At 69.9% G+C, this 12,813-nt stretch carries 10 protein-coding genes; 4 read left to right on the top strand and 6 right to left on the bottom strand.

What is annotated here, in order from left to right; translation table 11 throughout:
• Positions 1-23: 23 nt before the first annotated feature.
• The 6 genes from treZ to ACLBWJ_RS10615 all read right to left on the bottom strand — a co-directional run bounded on the left by treZ (position 24) and on the right by ACLBWJ_RS10615 (position 9,122).
• The gene (gene treZ, locus ACLBWJ_RS10640) at positions 24-1,760 is read right to left on the bottom strand and encodes a malto-oligosyltrehalose trehalohydrolase (RefSeq protein ID WP_447660270.1); all 1,737 of its coding nucleotides are present in this window, start codon (positions 1,758-1,760) and stop codon (positions 24-26) included.
• The gene (treY, locus tag ACLBWJ_RS10635; RefSeq protein WP_447660269.1) at positions 1,757-4,162 is read right to left on the bottom strand and encodes a malto-oligosyltrehalose synthase; all 2,406 of its coding nucleotides are present in this window, start codon (positions 4,160-4,162) and stop codon (positions 1,757-1,759) included. The genes treZ and treY overlap by 4 nt, the downstream gene beginning before the upstream one ends.
• Positions 4,159-6,372: a glycogen debranching protein GlgX gene (glgX, locus tag ACLBWJ_RS10630; protein WP_114588808.1), complete on the bottom strand. Its 2,214-nt coding sequence runs from the start codon at positions 6,370-6,372 to the stop codon at positions 4,159-4,161. The genes treY and glgX overlap by 4 nt, the downstream gene beginning before the upstream one ends.
• A 127-nt stretch (positions 6,373-6,499) precedes the next feature.
• A complete protein-coding gene (locus ACLBWJ_RS10625; protein ID WP_447660268.1) occupies positions 6,500-7,264 on the bottom strand; it encodes a hypothetical protein in 765 nt (254 codons plus the stop codon).
• Between the two features lie 89 nt (positions 7,265-7,353).
• Positions 7,354-8,670, bottom strand: a complete 1,317-nt coding sequence (locus ACLBWJ_RS10620; protein ID WP_323986701.1) for a hypothetical protein — start codon at positions 8,668-8,670, stop codon at positions 7,354-7,356.
• A 164-nt stretch (positions 8,671-8,834) separates the two neighbouring features.
• Positions 8,835-9,122 (bottom strand): WXG100 family type VII secretion target, encoded by a 288-nt coding sequence (locus tag ACLBWJ_RS10615; protein ID WP_112617469.1) that lies wholly within the window; start codon positions 9,120-9,122, stop codon positions 8,835-8,837.
• Positions 9,123-9,331: 209 nt separating this feature from the next.
• Here ACLBWJ_RS10615 and ACLBWJ_RS10610 point away from each other — a divergent pair, with 209 nt between their 5' ends.
• From ACLBWJ_RS10610 to ACLBWJ_RS10595, 4 genes are all read left to right on the top strand, one after another.
• Positions 9,332-10,729 (top strand): DUF222 domain-containing protein, encoded by a 1,398-nt coding sequence (locus ACLBWJ_RS10610; RefSeq protein WP_447660267.1) that lies wholly within the window; start codon positions 9,332-9,334, stop codon positions 10,727-10,729.
• 210 nt (positions 10,730-10,939) lie between these two features.
• Positions 10,940-11,770 (top strand): hypothetical protein, encoded by an 831-nt coding sequence (locus tag ACLBWJ_RS10605; protein WP_323986705.1) that lies wholly within the window; start codon positions 10,940-10,942, stop codon positions 11,768-11,770.
• Complete coding sequence (locus tag ACLBWJ_RS10600) at positions 11,760-12,176, top strand: phage holin family protein (protein WP_323986707.1); 417 nt, start codon at positions 11,760-11,762, stop codon at positions 12,174-12,176. Before ACLBWJ_RS10605 ends, ACLBWJ_RS10600 begins: the two co-directional genes overlap by 11 nt.
• Positions 12,173-12,748 (top strand): DUF3618 domain-containing protein, encoded by a 576-nt coding sequence (locus tag ACLBWJ_RS10595; protein ID WP_114588803.1) that lies wholly within the window; start codon positions 12,173-12,175, stop codon positions 12,746-12,748. The genes ACLBWJ_RS10600 and ACLBWJ_RS10595 overlap by 4 nt, the downstream gene beginning before the upstream one ends.
• Positions 12,749-12,813 lie beyond the last annotated feature (65 nt).

Genomic DNA, 12,813 nt, shown 5'->3' with positions numbered 1-12,813 from the left:
GGTAGATCCGACCCCGCGGCCGGTCATCCGCTTGACAGATCCGGCCCCACGATGACGGCCGAGTTCGGCTCGACGACGAGCAGATCGTCGACGATCCGGCTCGGCAGCGTCTCGAGCCACACCACGTCGCCGTTCGGCTCGAGCCGCCACGGCGCCTCGGAGAGGTTCACGAGCACGCGTGCACGACCTCGCTGGAGGTCGTAGAGCCGGCCGCCCTCACCTTCCGCCGCACCGGCACCGCGCGCGGTGAATCGCGGGTCGGTCAGGTCGGGCACCGAACGGCGCAGCCGTCCGAGCTCGCGGTACAGCGCGAGCAGGCGAGCGTGGTCGCCTTCGCCGACCTCCGTCCAGTCGAGCTTCGACCGCAGGAAGGTCGCCGGATCGTTGGGGTCCGGAACGAGGTCCTCATCCCAGCCCATCTCGGCGAACTCCTGCTTCCGTCCGGCAGCGGTCGCCTCGGCGAGCTCGGGCTCGGGGTGCGACGTGAAGAACTGCCACGGTGTGGACGCGCCCCACTCCTCGCCCATGAACAGCATCGGGGTTCCCGGCGCGGTCAGCGTCAGGACGGCCGCGACAGCGAGCCGGTCGGCGTCGAGCGTCGCCGACAGCCGATCGCCCGCCGCGCGGTTGCCGATCTGGTCGTGATCCTGCGCGAAGGTCACCAGCCGCCACGACGGCGACTCGGCCGGAATCGGACGGCCGTGCTCGCGGCCCCGGAACGACGAGTAGGTGCCGTCGTGGAAGAAGCCCGAGTTCCAGGTCTTCGGCACGGCGTCGAGCGCGTCGAAGTCGGCGTAGTAGCCGACCGTCTCGCCCGTGAGCGCGACGTGCACGGAGTGGTGCCAGTCGTCCGACCACTGCGCCGTCATCCCGTGCCCGCCCGCCTCGCGCGGCAGGATCATGACGGGGTCGTTCATGTCGCTCTCGGCGATGAGCGTCAGCGGGCGCCCGAGGTGCGTGCCGAGCGCGTCGACGCGGTCGGCGATCTCGCCGAGGATGTGAACGGGGCTGTCGTCGTCGTGCAGCGCGTGCACGGCGTCGAGCCGCAGCCCGTCGACGTGGAAGTCGCGCAACCACATCTCGGCGTTGCCGATGATGTACTCGCGAACGGCATCCTCGTCGAGATTCACGCTGTCGCCCCACGTGTTGCGGCGACCGTCGCGAAGATACGGACCGTACTCGGGCAGGTAGTTTCCCGAAGGCCCGAGGTGGTTGTAGACGACGTCCTGGATGACGGCGAGACCGGCCCCGTGCGCGGCATCGACGAATCGGCGGTACGCGTCCGGCCCGCCGTAGCTCTCCTGGACGGCGTACCAGAGCACCCCGTCGTAGCCCCAGTTGTGGGTGCCGTTGAAGGCATTGACCGGAAGGAGCTCGATGTGGGTCACGCCGAGCTCGACGAGATGGTCGAGGCGCCCGATGGCGGCGTCGAGCGTGCCGGCGCTCGTGAAGGTGCCGATGTGCAGCTCGTAGATGATGCCGCCGGCGAGCGACCTTCCCGTCCAGGCCTGATCGGTCCACGCGAACGACGACGGGTCGTCGATCGCCGACAGACCGTGGACGCCGTCAGGCTGCCGCCGCGAGCGCGGGTCGGGGCGCGCGTCGTCGCCGTCGCCGAGGACGAAGCCGTACCGATCGCCCGGGCCGAGGTCGACGTCGGCCGACCACCAGCCGTCCGCCGAGCGCGAGAGCTCGACGTCCGCGGCATCCGGCCGTCGCAGCCGCACCCGCTCGGGGCGCGGCGCCCATACCTCGATCATGCGTTCTTCCCTTCGGCGGTCGGACGTTCGGCGGCGAGCAGCGCCACCGGGTACGTGTCGAGCAGGTCGGCCAAGCGCACCGCGCCGCCGTTCCAGGCATGGCCGGTCAGCTGGTCGACGTGGCGCCCCGGCGGAACCATCACGACTGTGCCGCCCCATCCGCCGCGCGCGGCGAGGCCGACGGGCAGGCGCGTCGCGACGGTGACGGCGCCGCCGCGGTCGAAGGCGATCGCGTGGTCGGCGGCGGAGCCGACGACCGGCAGCGGGGCGTAGCGCGTGAACAGTTCGGGACGATCGCGACGCAGGCGGAGCGCCCGCGAGACGACGAGGAGCTTCGCCGCACCGGAGTCGTCGATCTCGGGATGCCATCCGCCGTCGAGCTTCGTGAGCAGCTCGCGGCGCTCGGCGAAGTCGACGTCGCGACGATTGTCGGGGTCGACCAGCGAGAGGTCCCACAGCTCGGAGCCCTGATAGACATCGGGCACCCCGGGCGCGGTCAGCTGCAGCAGCTTGGCGGCGAGGGAGTTCGAACGCCCGGGAGCCGTCAGCTCACCGACGACCTCCTCGACCACCGCACGGGCGTCACCCGAGGTCGCGGCATCCACCAGTGCGGCGATGCGAGCCTCGGCATCCTCGTCGGGATCCGTCCACGAGGTGACGATCCCGCCCTCGCGCGAGGCCTTCTCGGCGTAGTCGCGCAGCCGCTCGGGCGACGCGGGCCACGCTCCGACGATCGCCTGCCAGAGCAGGTCGTCGAGGCGTCCGTCGCCGGTCGAGGCGATCGCCCGGAGGCGCCCGAGGGCGTCGGACCAGCGGTCGGGCAGCTCGGCGATGACGGACAGCCGGGCGCGGACGTCTTCGCTGCGCTTGGTGTCGTGGGTGCTCAGCGCCGTGAGGGCCTGCGGCCACATCGCCTGACGGTTCGCCTGCGCGAGGTGGAAGCCCGCGACGTCGAGGGCGAAGACGCCCGGGTCGCCGCCCACCTCGGTGAGCGTGCCGAGACGCGGATAACGGTAGAACGCACTGTCTTCGACGCCCTTGGCCATGACCGGCCCGGTCGTCTGACCGAAGCGGCGGCTCAGCTCGGTGTCGCCCGCCGTGACCAGCGGGGCGAGGATCGCGATCGCGTCGGCGAGATCGGGGCGGGATGCGGATGCCGCGGCCACCGCCTCGGCGACGAGCTCGTCACCCACCGGCGGATAGACGCGGTACACCGAGAAGCTCGTCAGGAGTTCGGCGAACGCGTCGCGCGCGACATCCGCTCCCAGCGCTTCGCGCACCTCATCGGGCAGGCAGCGCACGAGACGCCCCACCTCTGCGGCCTGCAGCGTATCGGCGACCGCACGCTTGGCCTCGCGCACGATCTCGTCGTACGACGCGGGGGCATCGGCCGAGCGGAGCGCGGCGTCGAGCTCGTCGAGTCGACCCTTGCCGGCGGGATCGATGAGCACGCGGTCGATCTCGGCCATCGCGTCGTACCCGGTCGTACCGGCGGTCGGCCACCAGGACGGCAGCTGCTCGGCGTGATCCGTGGCGGCGTGCTCGAGGATCTTCTCGACCACGACATACGCGCCGCCGGTCGCCTCGGCGAGCTGCTCGAGATATCCGCCGGGGTCGGCGAGCCCGTCGGGGTGGTCGATGCGGAGGCCGTCGGCCAAGCCCTCGCGCAGCCAGCGGAGGATCTCGACATGGCTCGCCTCGAAGACCGCCGGCACGTCGACGCGTACACCCGCGAGCGTGTTCACGGCGAAGAAGCGCCGGTAGTTCAGCTCGGTCGCGTCGTCGCGCCAGAATGCGGCACGCCAGTGCTGCGCGGCGAGCACGGCATCCACGGTGGCGGGGTCGGTGGTCGCCGCCGAGGGTGCGGTTCCGTCGGCGAGCGGCAGCACGTGGTCGTAGTAGCGAGCGACACCCTCAGCGCCGTTCGCCTCGTCGGCTGTCACCGGCGCGACCTCGATCTCACCGGCGGCGACGGCTTCGCGGAGCGTGGAGCCGAGGATCGGCAGGCCGACCTTGCCCCCGCCGTACTCCCAGTCGATGTCGAACGCCTCGGCGTGGACTGATGCGCGACCGTGTCGGAGGACGTCCCACCACCAGGGGTTCTCGGCCGGAACCGCGACGCCCTGATGGTTGGGCACGATGTCGACGAGCACACCGAGTCCGGCACCGCGGGCGGCGGCCGAGAAGCGCGCGAGCCCCTCGGCGCCGCCGCGGCGCGGGTCGACGATCGTCGGGTCGACGACGTCGTAGCCGTGGTCCGACCCCTCCGCCGCCGCGAGCAGCGGAGAGAGGTAGGCCCAGTCCACGCCGAGGTCGCGGAGGTAGTCCGTGACCTCGGCGGCCGCCGTGAGGTCGAACGCCGGTCGGATCTGCAGCCGGTAGGTCGAGATCGGAGCCGTCATCGGCCCGTGACCTCGGGGGTCGGCGCCTCGGCGGGAACGATGTCGATGGGCGTCGTGTACCCCGCAAGCGAGGCCGCCACCGAGTGGTCGGTCTCGGGCTCGGGCTCGGTGTACTCCCCCAGGACGACGAGCGACTTGGCACGGACCTGCAGCGCGTTGCCGCCCTCGAGCGGGTCGGTGCCGACGAGCTCGCCGCTCGTGTCGATCAGCACCTCCCATCGGTCCGCGTACTGGTCGGAGGGCACGGTGAACTCCACCTCGTCGTCACCGGCGTTGAACAGCACGAAGAAGTGGTCGTCGGAGATGTCCTCGCCGCGACGGTCGCGCTCGCGGATGCCGTCGCCGTTGAGGAAGACGCCGACCGCCCGCCCGAACCCGGAGTCCCAGTCTTCGGGCTGCATCGCGGTGCCGTCCGGGCGCAGCCACATGATGTCGGGCACCGGGGCGCCCTCTTCGCGGCGCACGGGGCGCCCGTCGAAGAACCGGCTGCGCCGGAACGTCGGGTGCAGGCGGCGCAGGCGCGCGAGGGCCGCAGTGAACTCGATGAGCGGCTGGTCGACCTGGTCCCAGTGGATCCAGGTCAGCTCGTTGTCCTGCGCATAGCCGTTGTTGTTGCCCTGCTGCGTGCGGCCGAGCTCGTCGCCGTGGCAGATCATCGGAACGCCCTGGCTGAGGAGCAGCGTCGCGAGGAAGTTCCGCTGCTGGCGGGCGCGCATCGTCAGCACGTGCGGGTCGTCGGTGGGTCCCTCGACGCCCATGTTGTACGAGCGGTTGTGCGACTCGCCGTCGTTGCCGTCCTCGCCGTTGGCGTCGTTGTGCTTCTCGTTGTACGACACGAGGTCGCGCAGCGTGAAGCCGTCGTGCGCGGTGACGAAGTTGATGGATGCCACCGGCCACCGGCCGTCGTGCTCGTAGAGGTCGGCCGAGCCGGTGAGCCGAGAGGCGAACTCGCCGAGCGTCGAAGCCTCGCCGCGCCAGAAGTCACGGACGGTGTCGCGGTACTTGCCGTTCCACTCGGTCCACTGCGGCGGGAAGTTGCCGACCTGATAGCCGCCGGGGCCGATGTCCCACGGCTCGGCGATGAGCTTGACCTGCGAGACGATCGGGTCCTGCTGCACGAGCTCGAAGAACGCCGACAGCCGGTCGACGTCGTAGAACTCGCGCGCCAGCGTCGCCGCGAGGTCGAAGCGGAAGCCGTCGACGTGCATCTCGGTCACCCAGTAGCGCAGCGAGTCCATGATCAGCTGCAGTGCGTGCGGGTTGCCGACGTTGAGGCTGTTCCCGGTGCCGGTGTAGTCGGTGTAGTAGCGCTTGTCGTCGTCCTCGAGCCGGTAATAGGCCTCATTGTCGATGCCGCGCATCGAGAGGGTCGGGCCCATGTGGTTGCCCTCGGCGGTGTGGTTATAGACGACGTCGAGGATGACCTCGATGCCGGCGGCGTGCAGCGCCTTGACCATCGCCTTGAACTCCTGCACCTGCTGGCCGTGGTCGCCCGTGGCCGAGTAGGTGTTCTGGGGCGCGAAGAACGCGATCGTGTTGTAGCCCCAGTAGTTCGACAGGCCCTTCTCCTGCAGCGTGGAGTCGTTGACGAACTGGTGCACCGGCATCAGCTCGATCGCCGTGATGCCGATCTTCTTGAGGTGGTCGATCACGGCGGGATGCGCGAGCCCGGCGTAGGTCCCGCGGATGTCCTCGGGGATGTCGGGGTGCAGCTGCGTCAGGCCCTTCACGTGAGCCTCGTAGATGACGCTCTCGGCGTACGGGATCTTCGGCTGACGGTCGCCCGCCCAGTCGAAGAACGGGTTGACGACGACACCCTTCATCATGTGAGCGGCCGAGTCCTCGTCGTTGAACGAGTCCGGCTCGCCGAAGTTGTAGCCGAACACCGGCTGTCCCCAGTCGATCTGACCCTCGACGGCCTTGGCGTACGGGTCGAGCAGCAGCTTGCTCGGGTTGAACCGCTTGCCGTCGGCCGGGTCGTTCGGACCGTGCACGCGGTAGCCGTAACGCTGCCCCGGCTGCACGTTCGGCAGGTAGGCGTGCCAGACGAAGGCGTCGACGTCGCGCAACTCGACGCACGTCTCGGTGCCGTCCTCATCGAAGAGGCAGAGCTCGACTTTCTCGGCGCCTTCGCTGAAGAGGGCGAAGTTCGTCCCGTTGCCGTCGTAGGTCGCTCCGAGCGGATACGCGGAACCCGGCCATGCCTGCATGTGATCTCCCCTGTTCGTGAGGCTCACACTACTCAGGCCGAATCACGCGACCCGGTGCCCTTGACAAGCGCGCGGCGGGAGTCCGTTCTCAATGAGGCTCGTCGCTCGGGCGGGCGTCAGCGCCCGGTCAAGCGCGGCGGGGCGCGAAGCGTGCGCCGAGCATACCGGGCGGCGTCTGCCGCGCGTCCGTCGCGATGGACTCCGTGATGCGGCCCGCGGTCTCGAGCTCATCGATGGCGTCGCCGACATCCGCCAGGATGCGGGCGCGTGTGTCCTCATCGAGGGCGGCGATGGCCGCGGCGAGCCGATCCACCGTCCCCTTCCAGCGTGCGGAGCCGTCCGTCGGCTTGCGCCGGAAGACCACGAAGTACAACGCGCCCACAATGAGATCTGCCGCGATCGGCGCGATGCCCCACATGCCCTCGGCCTGATCCTGGGTCGCTGCGAGGATTGATACGACCAGCGCGCCGGCCGCTGCCGGAGCGTGTATCCAGCCGACCGCGTGAGCGGATCCCGCGTCGACGCGGCCCCCATCACTCCCGCTCGCGAGCAGCCCGGCACCGGCGACCACGGCACCCACGGCGAAGACGACACCAGCAGCGCCGACCGCGGCGATATCCGCTCGGCCGAACACCCACCCGAGAAGCAGCGCAGCACCAACCACCGGCGCCGCCATCCCGACGAGATTCCAGATCAGAAGCAGGATCGTCATCACGGGGTGCCGACCCGAGTGGGCAGCCAACTCCCGGAACACCGAGGTGGGCGCTAAGAAGGTCATGACCCGGCGCACCTCGGGCGCTTCCTGCCAGGCACGCGCTTCGAGACGCCACCAGTCGATGGGCTCCCACGTGCGGCGCGTTGCCGCGAAACGCGCGGCGGGCCCCGACGTCATGTCGCCTGCTCCGAACGACCCCCGCCGATGGCGGCCATGCTCGACATGATCTCCCCTGTTCGTGAGCCTCACATTACTCAGACTGAGAGTCAGCGCTCGCCGCGGTCGGTGCCGAAGAACACGGGGTCGGAGGGAGATTCCCGGTCGGGGAGATACCCCTCAGGCAGGGGGCCCTTGCCGAACAGCATCCGGCTGAGCTCGAACTTGTCGCCGGGCTTGCACGGCGACGTGGCGGTGACGACGACGTTCCCGTTGTCGACCAGCGTCACCGTGAGCAGGGAGTAGACGCCCTGCTCACGGACGATCACGTCGCTAGACGCGACCTCGCCCGACGCAAGGTCCATGCCGTCGACATCGAAGCCTTCGGACACCAGGTGCTGCGCGACAGCGTCGCGCCTGCCAGCCACCTCTGCCGGATCGATCGTGGTCGTGCGTGTCAGGTCGAACTTCCAGCCGTCGTCGCACCCGACACCGGATGGGGTCATCCCGTACGTCCGCACCTCCCACGGCCCCTCGTTGATGACGGCCAGCACGCCATTCGTCGTCTCGCGGAAGTCGAGGTACAGGCTCTCCGCCTCCTGGTACAGCTCGTCTCCCGCCGGTTGCGCCACCGTCGCTCCACATCCCGTCAGGACGATGCCCGCCACGGCGGTCATCGTGGCCGCGAGCAGACCCAACGGTGCGCGGCGCGCGCGCGCTGCATCGGTAGCACTGATCAGCCCACGCGAGGCGAGGATGTCGACGGCCTCCCCGATCGTCGTGAGGGTCGCCGCCGCCGCTGCGGGTGGCAGCGCGTCGATCCGACGGTTCAAGCCTGCACCGGCACGCTCGACGTTGTCACGGTTCTCATCCGTCGGCATCCGGCGCTGGCGGATCGTCAGAAAGGCGCCGAGCGCGAGGTCGACCAGCACGCCGGCGATGCCCCACGCGCCGAGGAGCCGATCATCGAGGAGTGCCTGCACCGCGACGACCGCCACCGCCAACGCGGAGATCAGATGGACGATGCCGATCGTGCGCATGGTGCGCGGGTGCACGCTCTCAGGGCGGCCTCGCTGCGACAGCACCCCGAACAACGCGATGAGGGCGGCGACGCCCATCGCCGTGCCCGCCACCGCGAGATCCAGTTGATCGCCCTCGATGAGCACCGCTCGCAACGAGGCGAAAGCGGCGACGGCGGGGATCACGAGGGAGGCGATCTGGGCGAAAGCGAGCAGCGGCTGCACGAAAACGGGACGATCGGGCACGAGCGAGCTCCAGGCCCCACGCGGCGCCAACCGGGCCAGCGCCAACTGCACCTCGGGGTGCGCGCGGAACGCGGTGGCCTCGAGCTTCCACCACGACACTCGATCCCAGCCGGTCGCGTGCTGCGCCAGTTCCTGCGGCGTCTCCGCCGTCACTCGCGCCACCCGGGTTGCTCCTTCGCGTTCGCAGTGATCAGGTCTGCGGGGATGAAGTCTGGTGCCTGTCGCCGCTCGATCACATCGTCGACGATCATCGAACGCAACACCGCCTCAGTTCGGTGCGGACCAGGATGCAGCCCGGTCCGCACCGCATCGATGTCGCGAACCGATCAGCTGCCGGCGAGCTGCTGGTCGAGGTCCTGGATCGCGCGCATCATGCCCAGCAGCGACTCGGACATGTCGTTGATGCCATCGACCGCGTTCTTCAGACCGGTGGTGAGCTCGGAGTAGCCCTCACCGAACTTGCCCGACGCGTGCTGCGTCTTGAAGTCGTCGCCCAGAAGCGTGTCGACCTGCGACTTCAGGGTGTCCAGCTGACCCTGAATGTCATCACGAGCCTGCGCCAGCGAGCTCGCAACCTGCTCCATCTCGCCATAAGATGCACCGAAATCAGCCATGACGGCCCTCCTGAAAGTAGATGTCCCGACCCCCCTCCGGAGCCGACACAGAAAACCTATCGGCACCGATCGGCCCGGGTCGATGGGGAGAACTCCCCACCCTGCTCCGCTCGGACATCAGCGTCTTGTGGCGGAGGCACCGCTTGCGGCGTTGCGGCGCCTGTGGAAAGTCGCGGGCCGATGTCGGGGGTTCGTGGCAACATTAGAACATGCATTCGAATGGCGGGCTCGGCAGCGGGATGGGCAGCGACGGCGATGTCGACGCCCTCGCTCAGCTCGTCGCGGATGCCGAGGGGGCGGCGGATGCTGCGCGGGCGGCGCAGATCCGTGAGGTTCGGGTGCTCGCGGCGGCTGGTGTGCTCGCGGAGAAGCAGGCTGCTGGGGCATCGGAGAAGGTCAAGGCGCGCGAGATGGCGTTGCGGGGCATCGCCGCGGAACTTGCCGGAGTGTTCGTCGCGACCGACCGGACCCTGCAGCGGCGCATCGACGAGGCGCGCGATCTGGTCGAGAACTACCCGGTGACGATGGCCGCGTGGGAGGCGGGGCGCATCGTGCGCGGGCATGTGCGGGCCATTCAGGAGGTCGGGTGCATCGTGCCCGTGGCGGAGCGGGCGGAGTTCGAGCGGGTTGCGGTCGAGCGGTGCGAGGGCGAGACGCCCAACCGGGTGCGCGAGGCGCTGCGGATGATCGCCGAGCGGATGCACCCGCGGACGTTCACCGAGCGGCACGAAGACGCCGCCGCGGGGCGGTGCGTGTGGGTGCAGGCCGGGCCAGACGGAATGTCGGATCTCATCGCGACACTGCCCACCGTGATCGCCGACGGGATCGTGGACCGGCTGACCCGGCAGGCCCGGGAGATTATCAACGCCCGGGCCCCGGCTGACGCGGCTGGCGAGAGTGCGGCGGGCTCCGAGGTGGATAGCGAAGCTGAGAGCGCGGAGGGCGACGGGTCGTCGTTCGTCGACGATGCCCGCACGATCGATCAGGTCCGCGCCGACGTGTTCAGCGACCTCCTCCTGACTGGATCGCCGGCGCTCGACCCGACTGGCACCGGTGACGGCGGCGGAACGCTCGGGGCAATCCGCGCTCACGTGCAGGTCGCCGTATCGGCCCTCACGCTGATGGGTCAGGACGAGGGGCCGGCTGACCTGGCCGGACGCTCGCCCATCGACGCCGCCACCGCACGCGAACTCGCCGGCAACGCGACCTCGTGGGATCGGCTGCTCACCCACCCCGTCACCGGAACCGTCCTCGAGTGCGACACCTACCGGCCCACCGCAGGGATGGTGCGGCTGCTGCGAGCCCGCGATCGGCACTGCCGGTTCCCCGGATGCCGGCAACCCGCCATCCGCTGCGAGATCGACCACACCATCGCCGCATCCGACGGCGGCGCGACGCACGTGTGCAACCTCGCCAACCTCTGCAAACGCCATCACGACGTCAAACACCACACCCGATGGCGAGTCCAACAACTCGCGGGCGGAAGGCTGATCTGGACCTCACCCACCGGACGGATCTACCGCGAAGACGCACCACCACCACTCGTCGCCTTCACCGTCGCCACCACGATCCCAGACCCACCCGATCCGGGGCGCCCACCGTTCTGATCCAGCGCGTGCCGAAACGCGCGCCCGCGTGCCAGAGCGTGCGCCCGAGCATGCCCCAGGGCCCGGATTCGGATCCGTTTCGCGCAGCGCCGGTACAGAAGGCGCGACCATCCCACAGCGCTTCGCCGTCGTCAAGCCCCGGGGCAAGACGAGGGGAAGAGGCGTTACATCGGCACCCCACGAACGCAAGCGGTACCGAGAGGAGAACCGATGTCGCAGAACTATGGTGAGCCGACGTCCGGCTCGCAGGCAGGATCAGGGTCGGGAACGGCGGAGACGGCGAAGCACGAAGCCGGAGAGGTCGCGGGCGCCGCAAAGGCCGAGGCCGGGCACGTCGTCGAGACGGCCAAGCAGGAAGCGGCGGGTGTCGCGTCGGAGGCCAAGTCTCAGGCGAAGCAGGTCTATGCGCAGACGAAGCAGCAGCTCACCGAGCAGGCGGCGTCGCAGCAGCAGCGTGTCGCCGACGGGCTGCGGTCCATCGGCGACGAGCTGGATTCTCTGGCGCAGAACTCCGAGAACCCCGGCATCGCCACCGACCTGGTGCGCCAGGTGTCGACCCGCGTGAGCGGCGCGTCGGACTGGCTGTCGCAGCGCGACCCGGGCTCGCTGGTGAGCGAAGTGAAGAGCTTCGCCCGACGCAAGCCTGGCGTGTTCATCGCGGGAGCGTTGATCGCGGGCGTCGTCGCTGGCCGCCTCACCCGCGCCCTCACCGAGAGCGCGAAGGAGGAGCATGACTCCGCCCCCGTCTCCGGGGCGACCGGAAGGACTGCCGGCGGAGTGCCCTCGGCACCGTCGGCACCGTCCCCCGCGCCGGTGAACGCTCCGCTCGACGCGCCGATCGGCACGCCGGGATCCGCAGCCACCGGCATCCCCGCAGCGCCGTCGGCCCCGTCGAACGCTCCCGTCGGAGCTCCGCTCGACGAGCCGATCGACGTCGCTCCGGACGCTGTCGAGCCCACCCCGCTGTACGACAGCTCCGTCGGGCGGACCGCCGACGAGCCGTACACCGAGGGCATCGGGGAGCGCCGAGATGACCGATAACCCCACGCCTTCCGAGCAGCAGGCGGCGAATACGTCGCTCGGCGATCTGCTGGGCGAGGTCACGCGCGACTTGTCGGAGCTGATGCGCCAGGAGATCAACCTGGCCAAAGCCGAGCTGAAGCAATCGGGAACGCGCGCGGGCAAGGGCGCCGGAATGCTGGGCGGCGCGGGATACGCGGCGCTCATGGCGATCTTCTTCCTGTCGATCGCGCTCTGGTGGGCGCTCGGCCACCTGGTCGGACTCGGCTGGTCGGCCGTCATCGTCGCCGTCATCTGGGGCGTCATCGCGGCCGTGCTCTACGCCCTCGGGCGCAAGCAGCTCGCGCAGGTCCAGGGCGCCCCGAAGACAGCCGAGACCCTGGGCAAGATCCCCGACGCATTGAAGAGAAATGAGGAGAACCGATGACCGATTCACCGGAAGCGATCCGCGCCGACATCGAGCGCAAGCGTCGCGAGCTGAGCCAAGACACCGACGCCCTCGTCGACAAGGTGACGCCCTCGAAGATCGCCCATCGTCAGACCGACAAGATCAAAGGCGCACTCGGATCCGTCCGTGACCGGGTGATGGGCGCGGCCGACGACGCCGGCTCGTCGCTCCATGACGCCGGGTCCTCCGTCGCCGGAGGCGTGTCCGGAGCTGCCCACAAGGTAGGCGCGAAGGCGGAGGGCAACCCTCTCGCCGTCGGGCTGATGGCCTTCGCCGGCGGTCTGCTCGTCGCGTCGCTCATCCCCGCATCCAGCAAGGAGAAGGGCATCGCGGCCGACGTCAAGGAGCAGGCGCAGCCCCTCGTCGAGGAAGCCAAGAGCGTCGCCCAGCAGGTCGGCTCCGACCTGAAGGAGCCGGTGCAGGATGCCGCGGCAGCGGTGAAGGAGACGGCCTCCGAGGCGGTCTCCCACGTCAAGAGCGACGCCCAGGACGGGGTCGGCACCGTCACCGATCGCGCCCAGGAGGCCCGCGACAACGTCAGCGGCAGCTGACACCCCCCGCAGCGCGAGCGCTGCACGAACCGTGCACCGGGGCGGCCGTCGTCGCCGGCCCGGTG

The sequence above is a fragment of the Microbacterium sp. M4A5_1d genome (genome assembly GCF_053345465.1).
Note: the sequence above shows the minus strand (reverse complement) of the source record. Positions and strands in the feature narration are given on the sequence as shown.

Coding starts and splice junctions, on each gene's coding strand:
- treZ (WP_447660270.1), bottom strand. CDS start 1,760: ATGATCGAGGTATGGGCGCCGCGCCCCGAGCGGGTGCGGCTGCGACGG.
- treY (WP_447660269.1), bottom strand. CDS start 4,162: ATGACGGCTCCGATCTCGACCTACCGGCTGCAGATCCGACCGGCGTTC.
- glgX (WP_114588808.1), bottom strand. CDS start 6,372: ATGCAGGCATGGCCGGGTTCCGCGTATCCGCTCGGAGCGACCTACGAC.
- ACLBWJ_RS10625 (WP_447660268.1), bottom strand. CDS start 7,264: ATGACGTCGGGGCCCGCCGCGCGTTTCGCGGCAACGCGCCGCACGTGG.
- ACLBWJ_RS10615 (WP_112617469.1), bottom strand. CDS start 9,122: ATGGCTGATTTCGGTGCATCTTATGGCGAGATGGAGCAGGTTGCGAGC.
- ACLBWJ_RS10610 (WP_447660267.1), top strand. CDS start 9,332: ATGCATTCGAATGGCGGGCTCGGCAGCGGGATGGGCAGCGACGGCGAT.
- ACLBWJ_RS10605 (WP_323986705.1), top strand. CDS start 10,940: ATGTCGCAGAACTATGGTGAGCCGACGTCCGGCTCGCAGGCAGGATCA.
- ACLBWJ_RS10600 (WP_323986707.1), top strand. CDS start 11,760: ATGACCGATAACCCCACGCCTTCCGAGCAGCAGGCGGCGAATACGTCG.
- ACLBWJ_RS10595 (WP_114588803.1), top strand. CDS start 12,173: ATGACCGATTCACCGGAAGCGATCCGCGCCGACATCGAGCGCAAGCGT.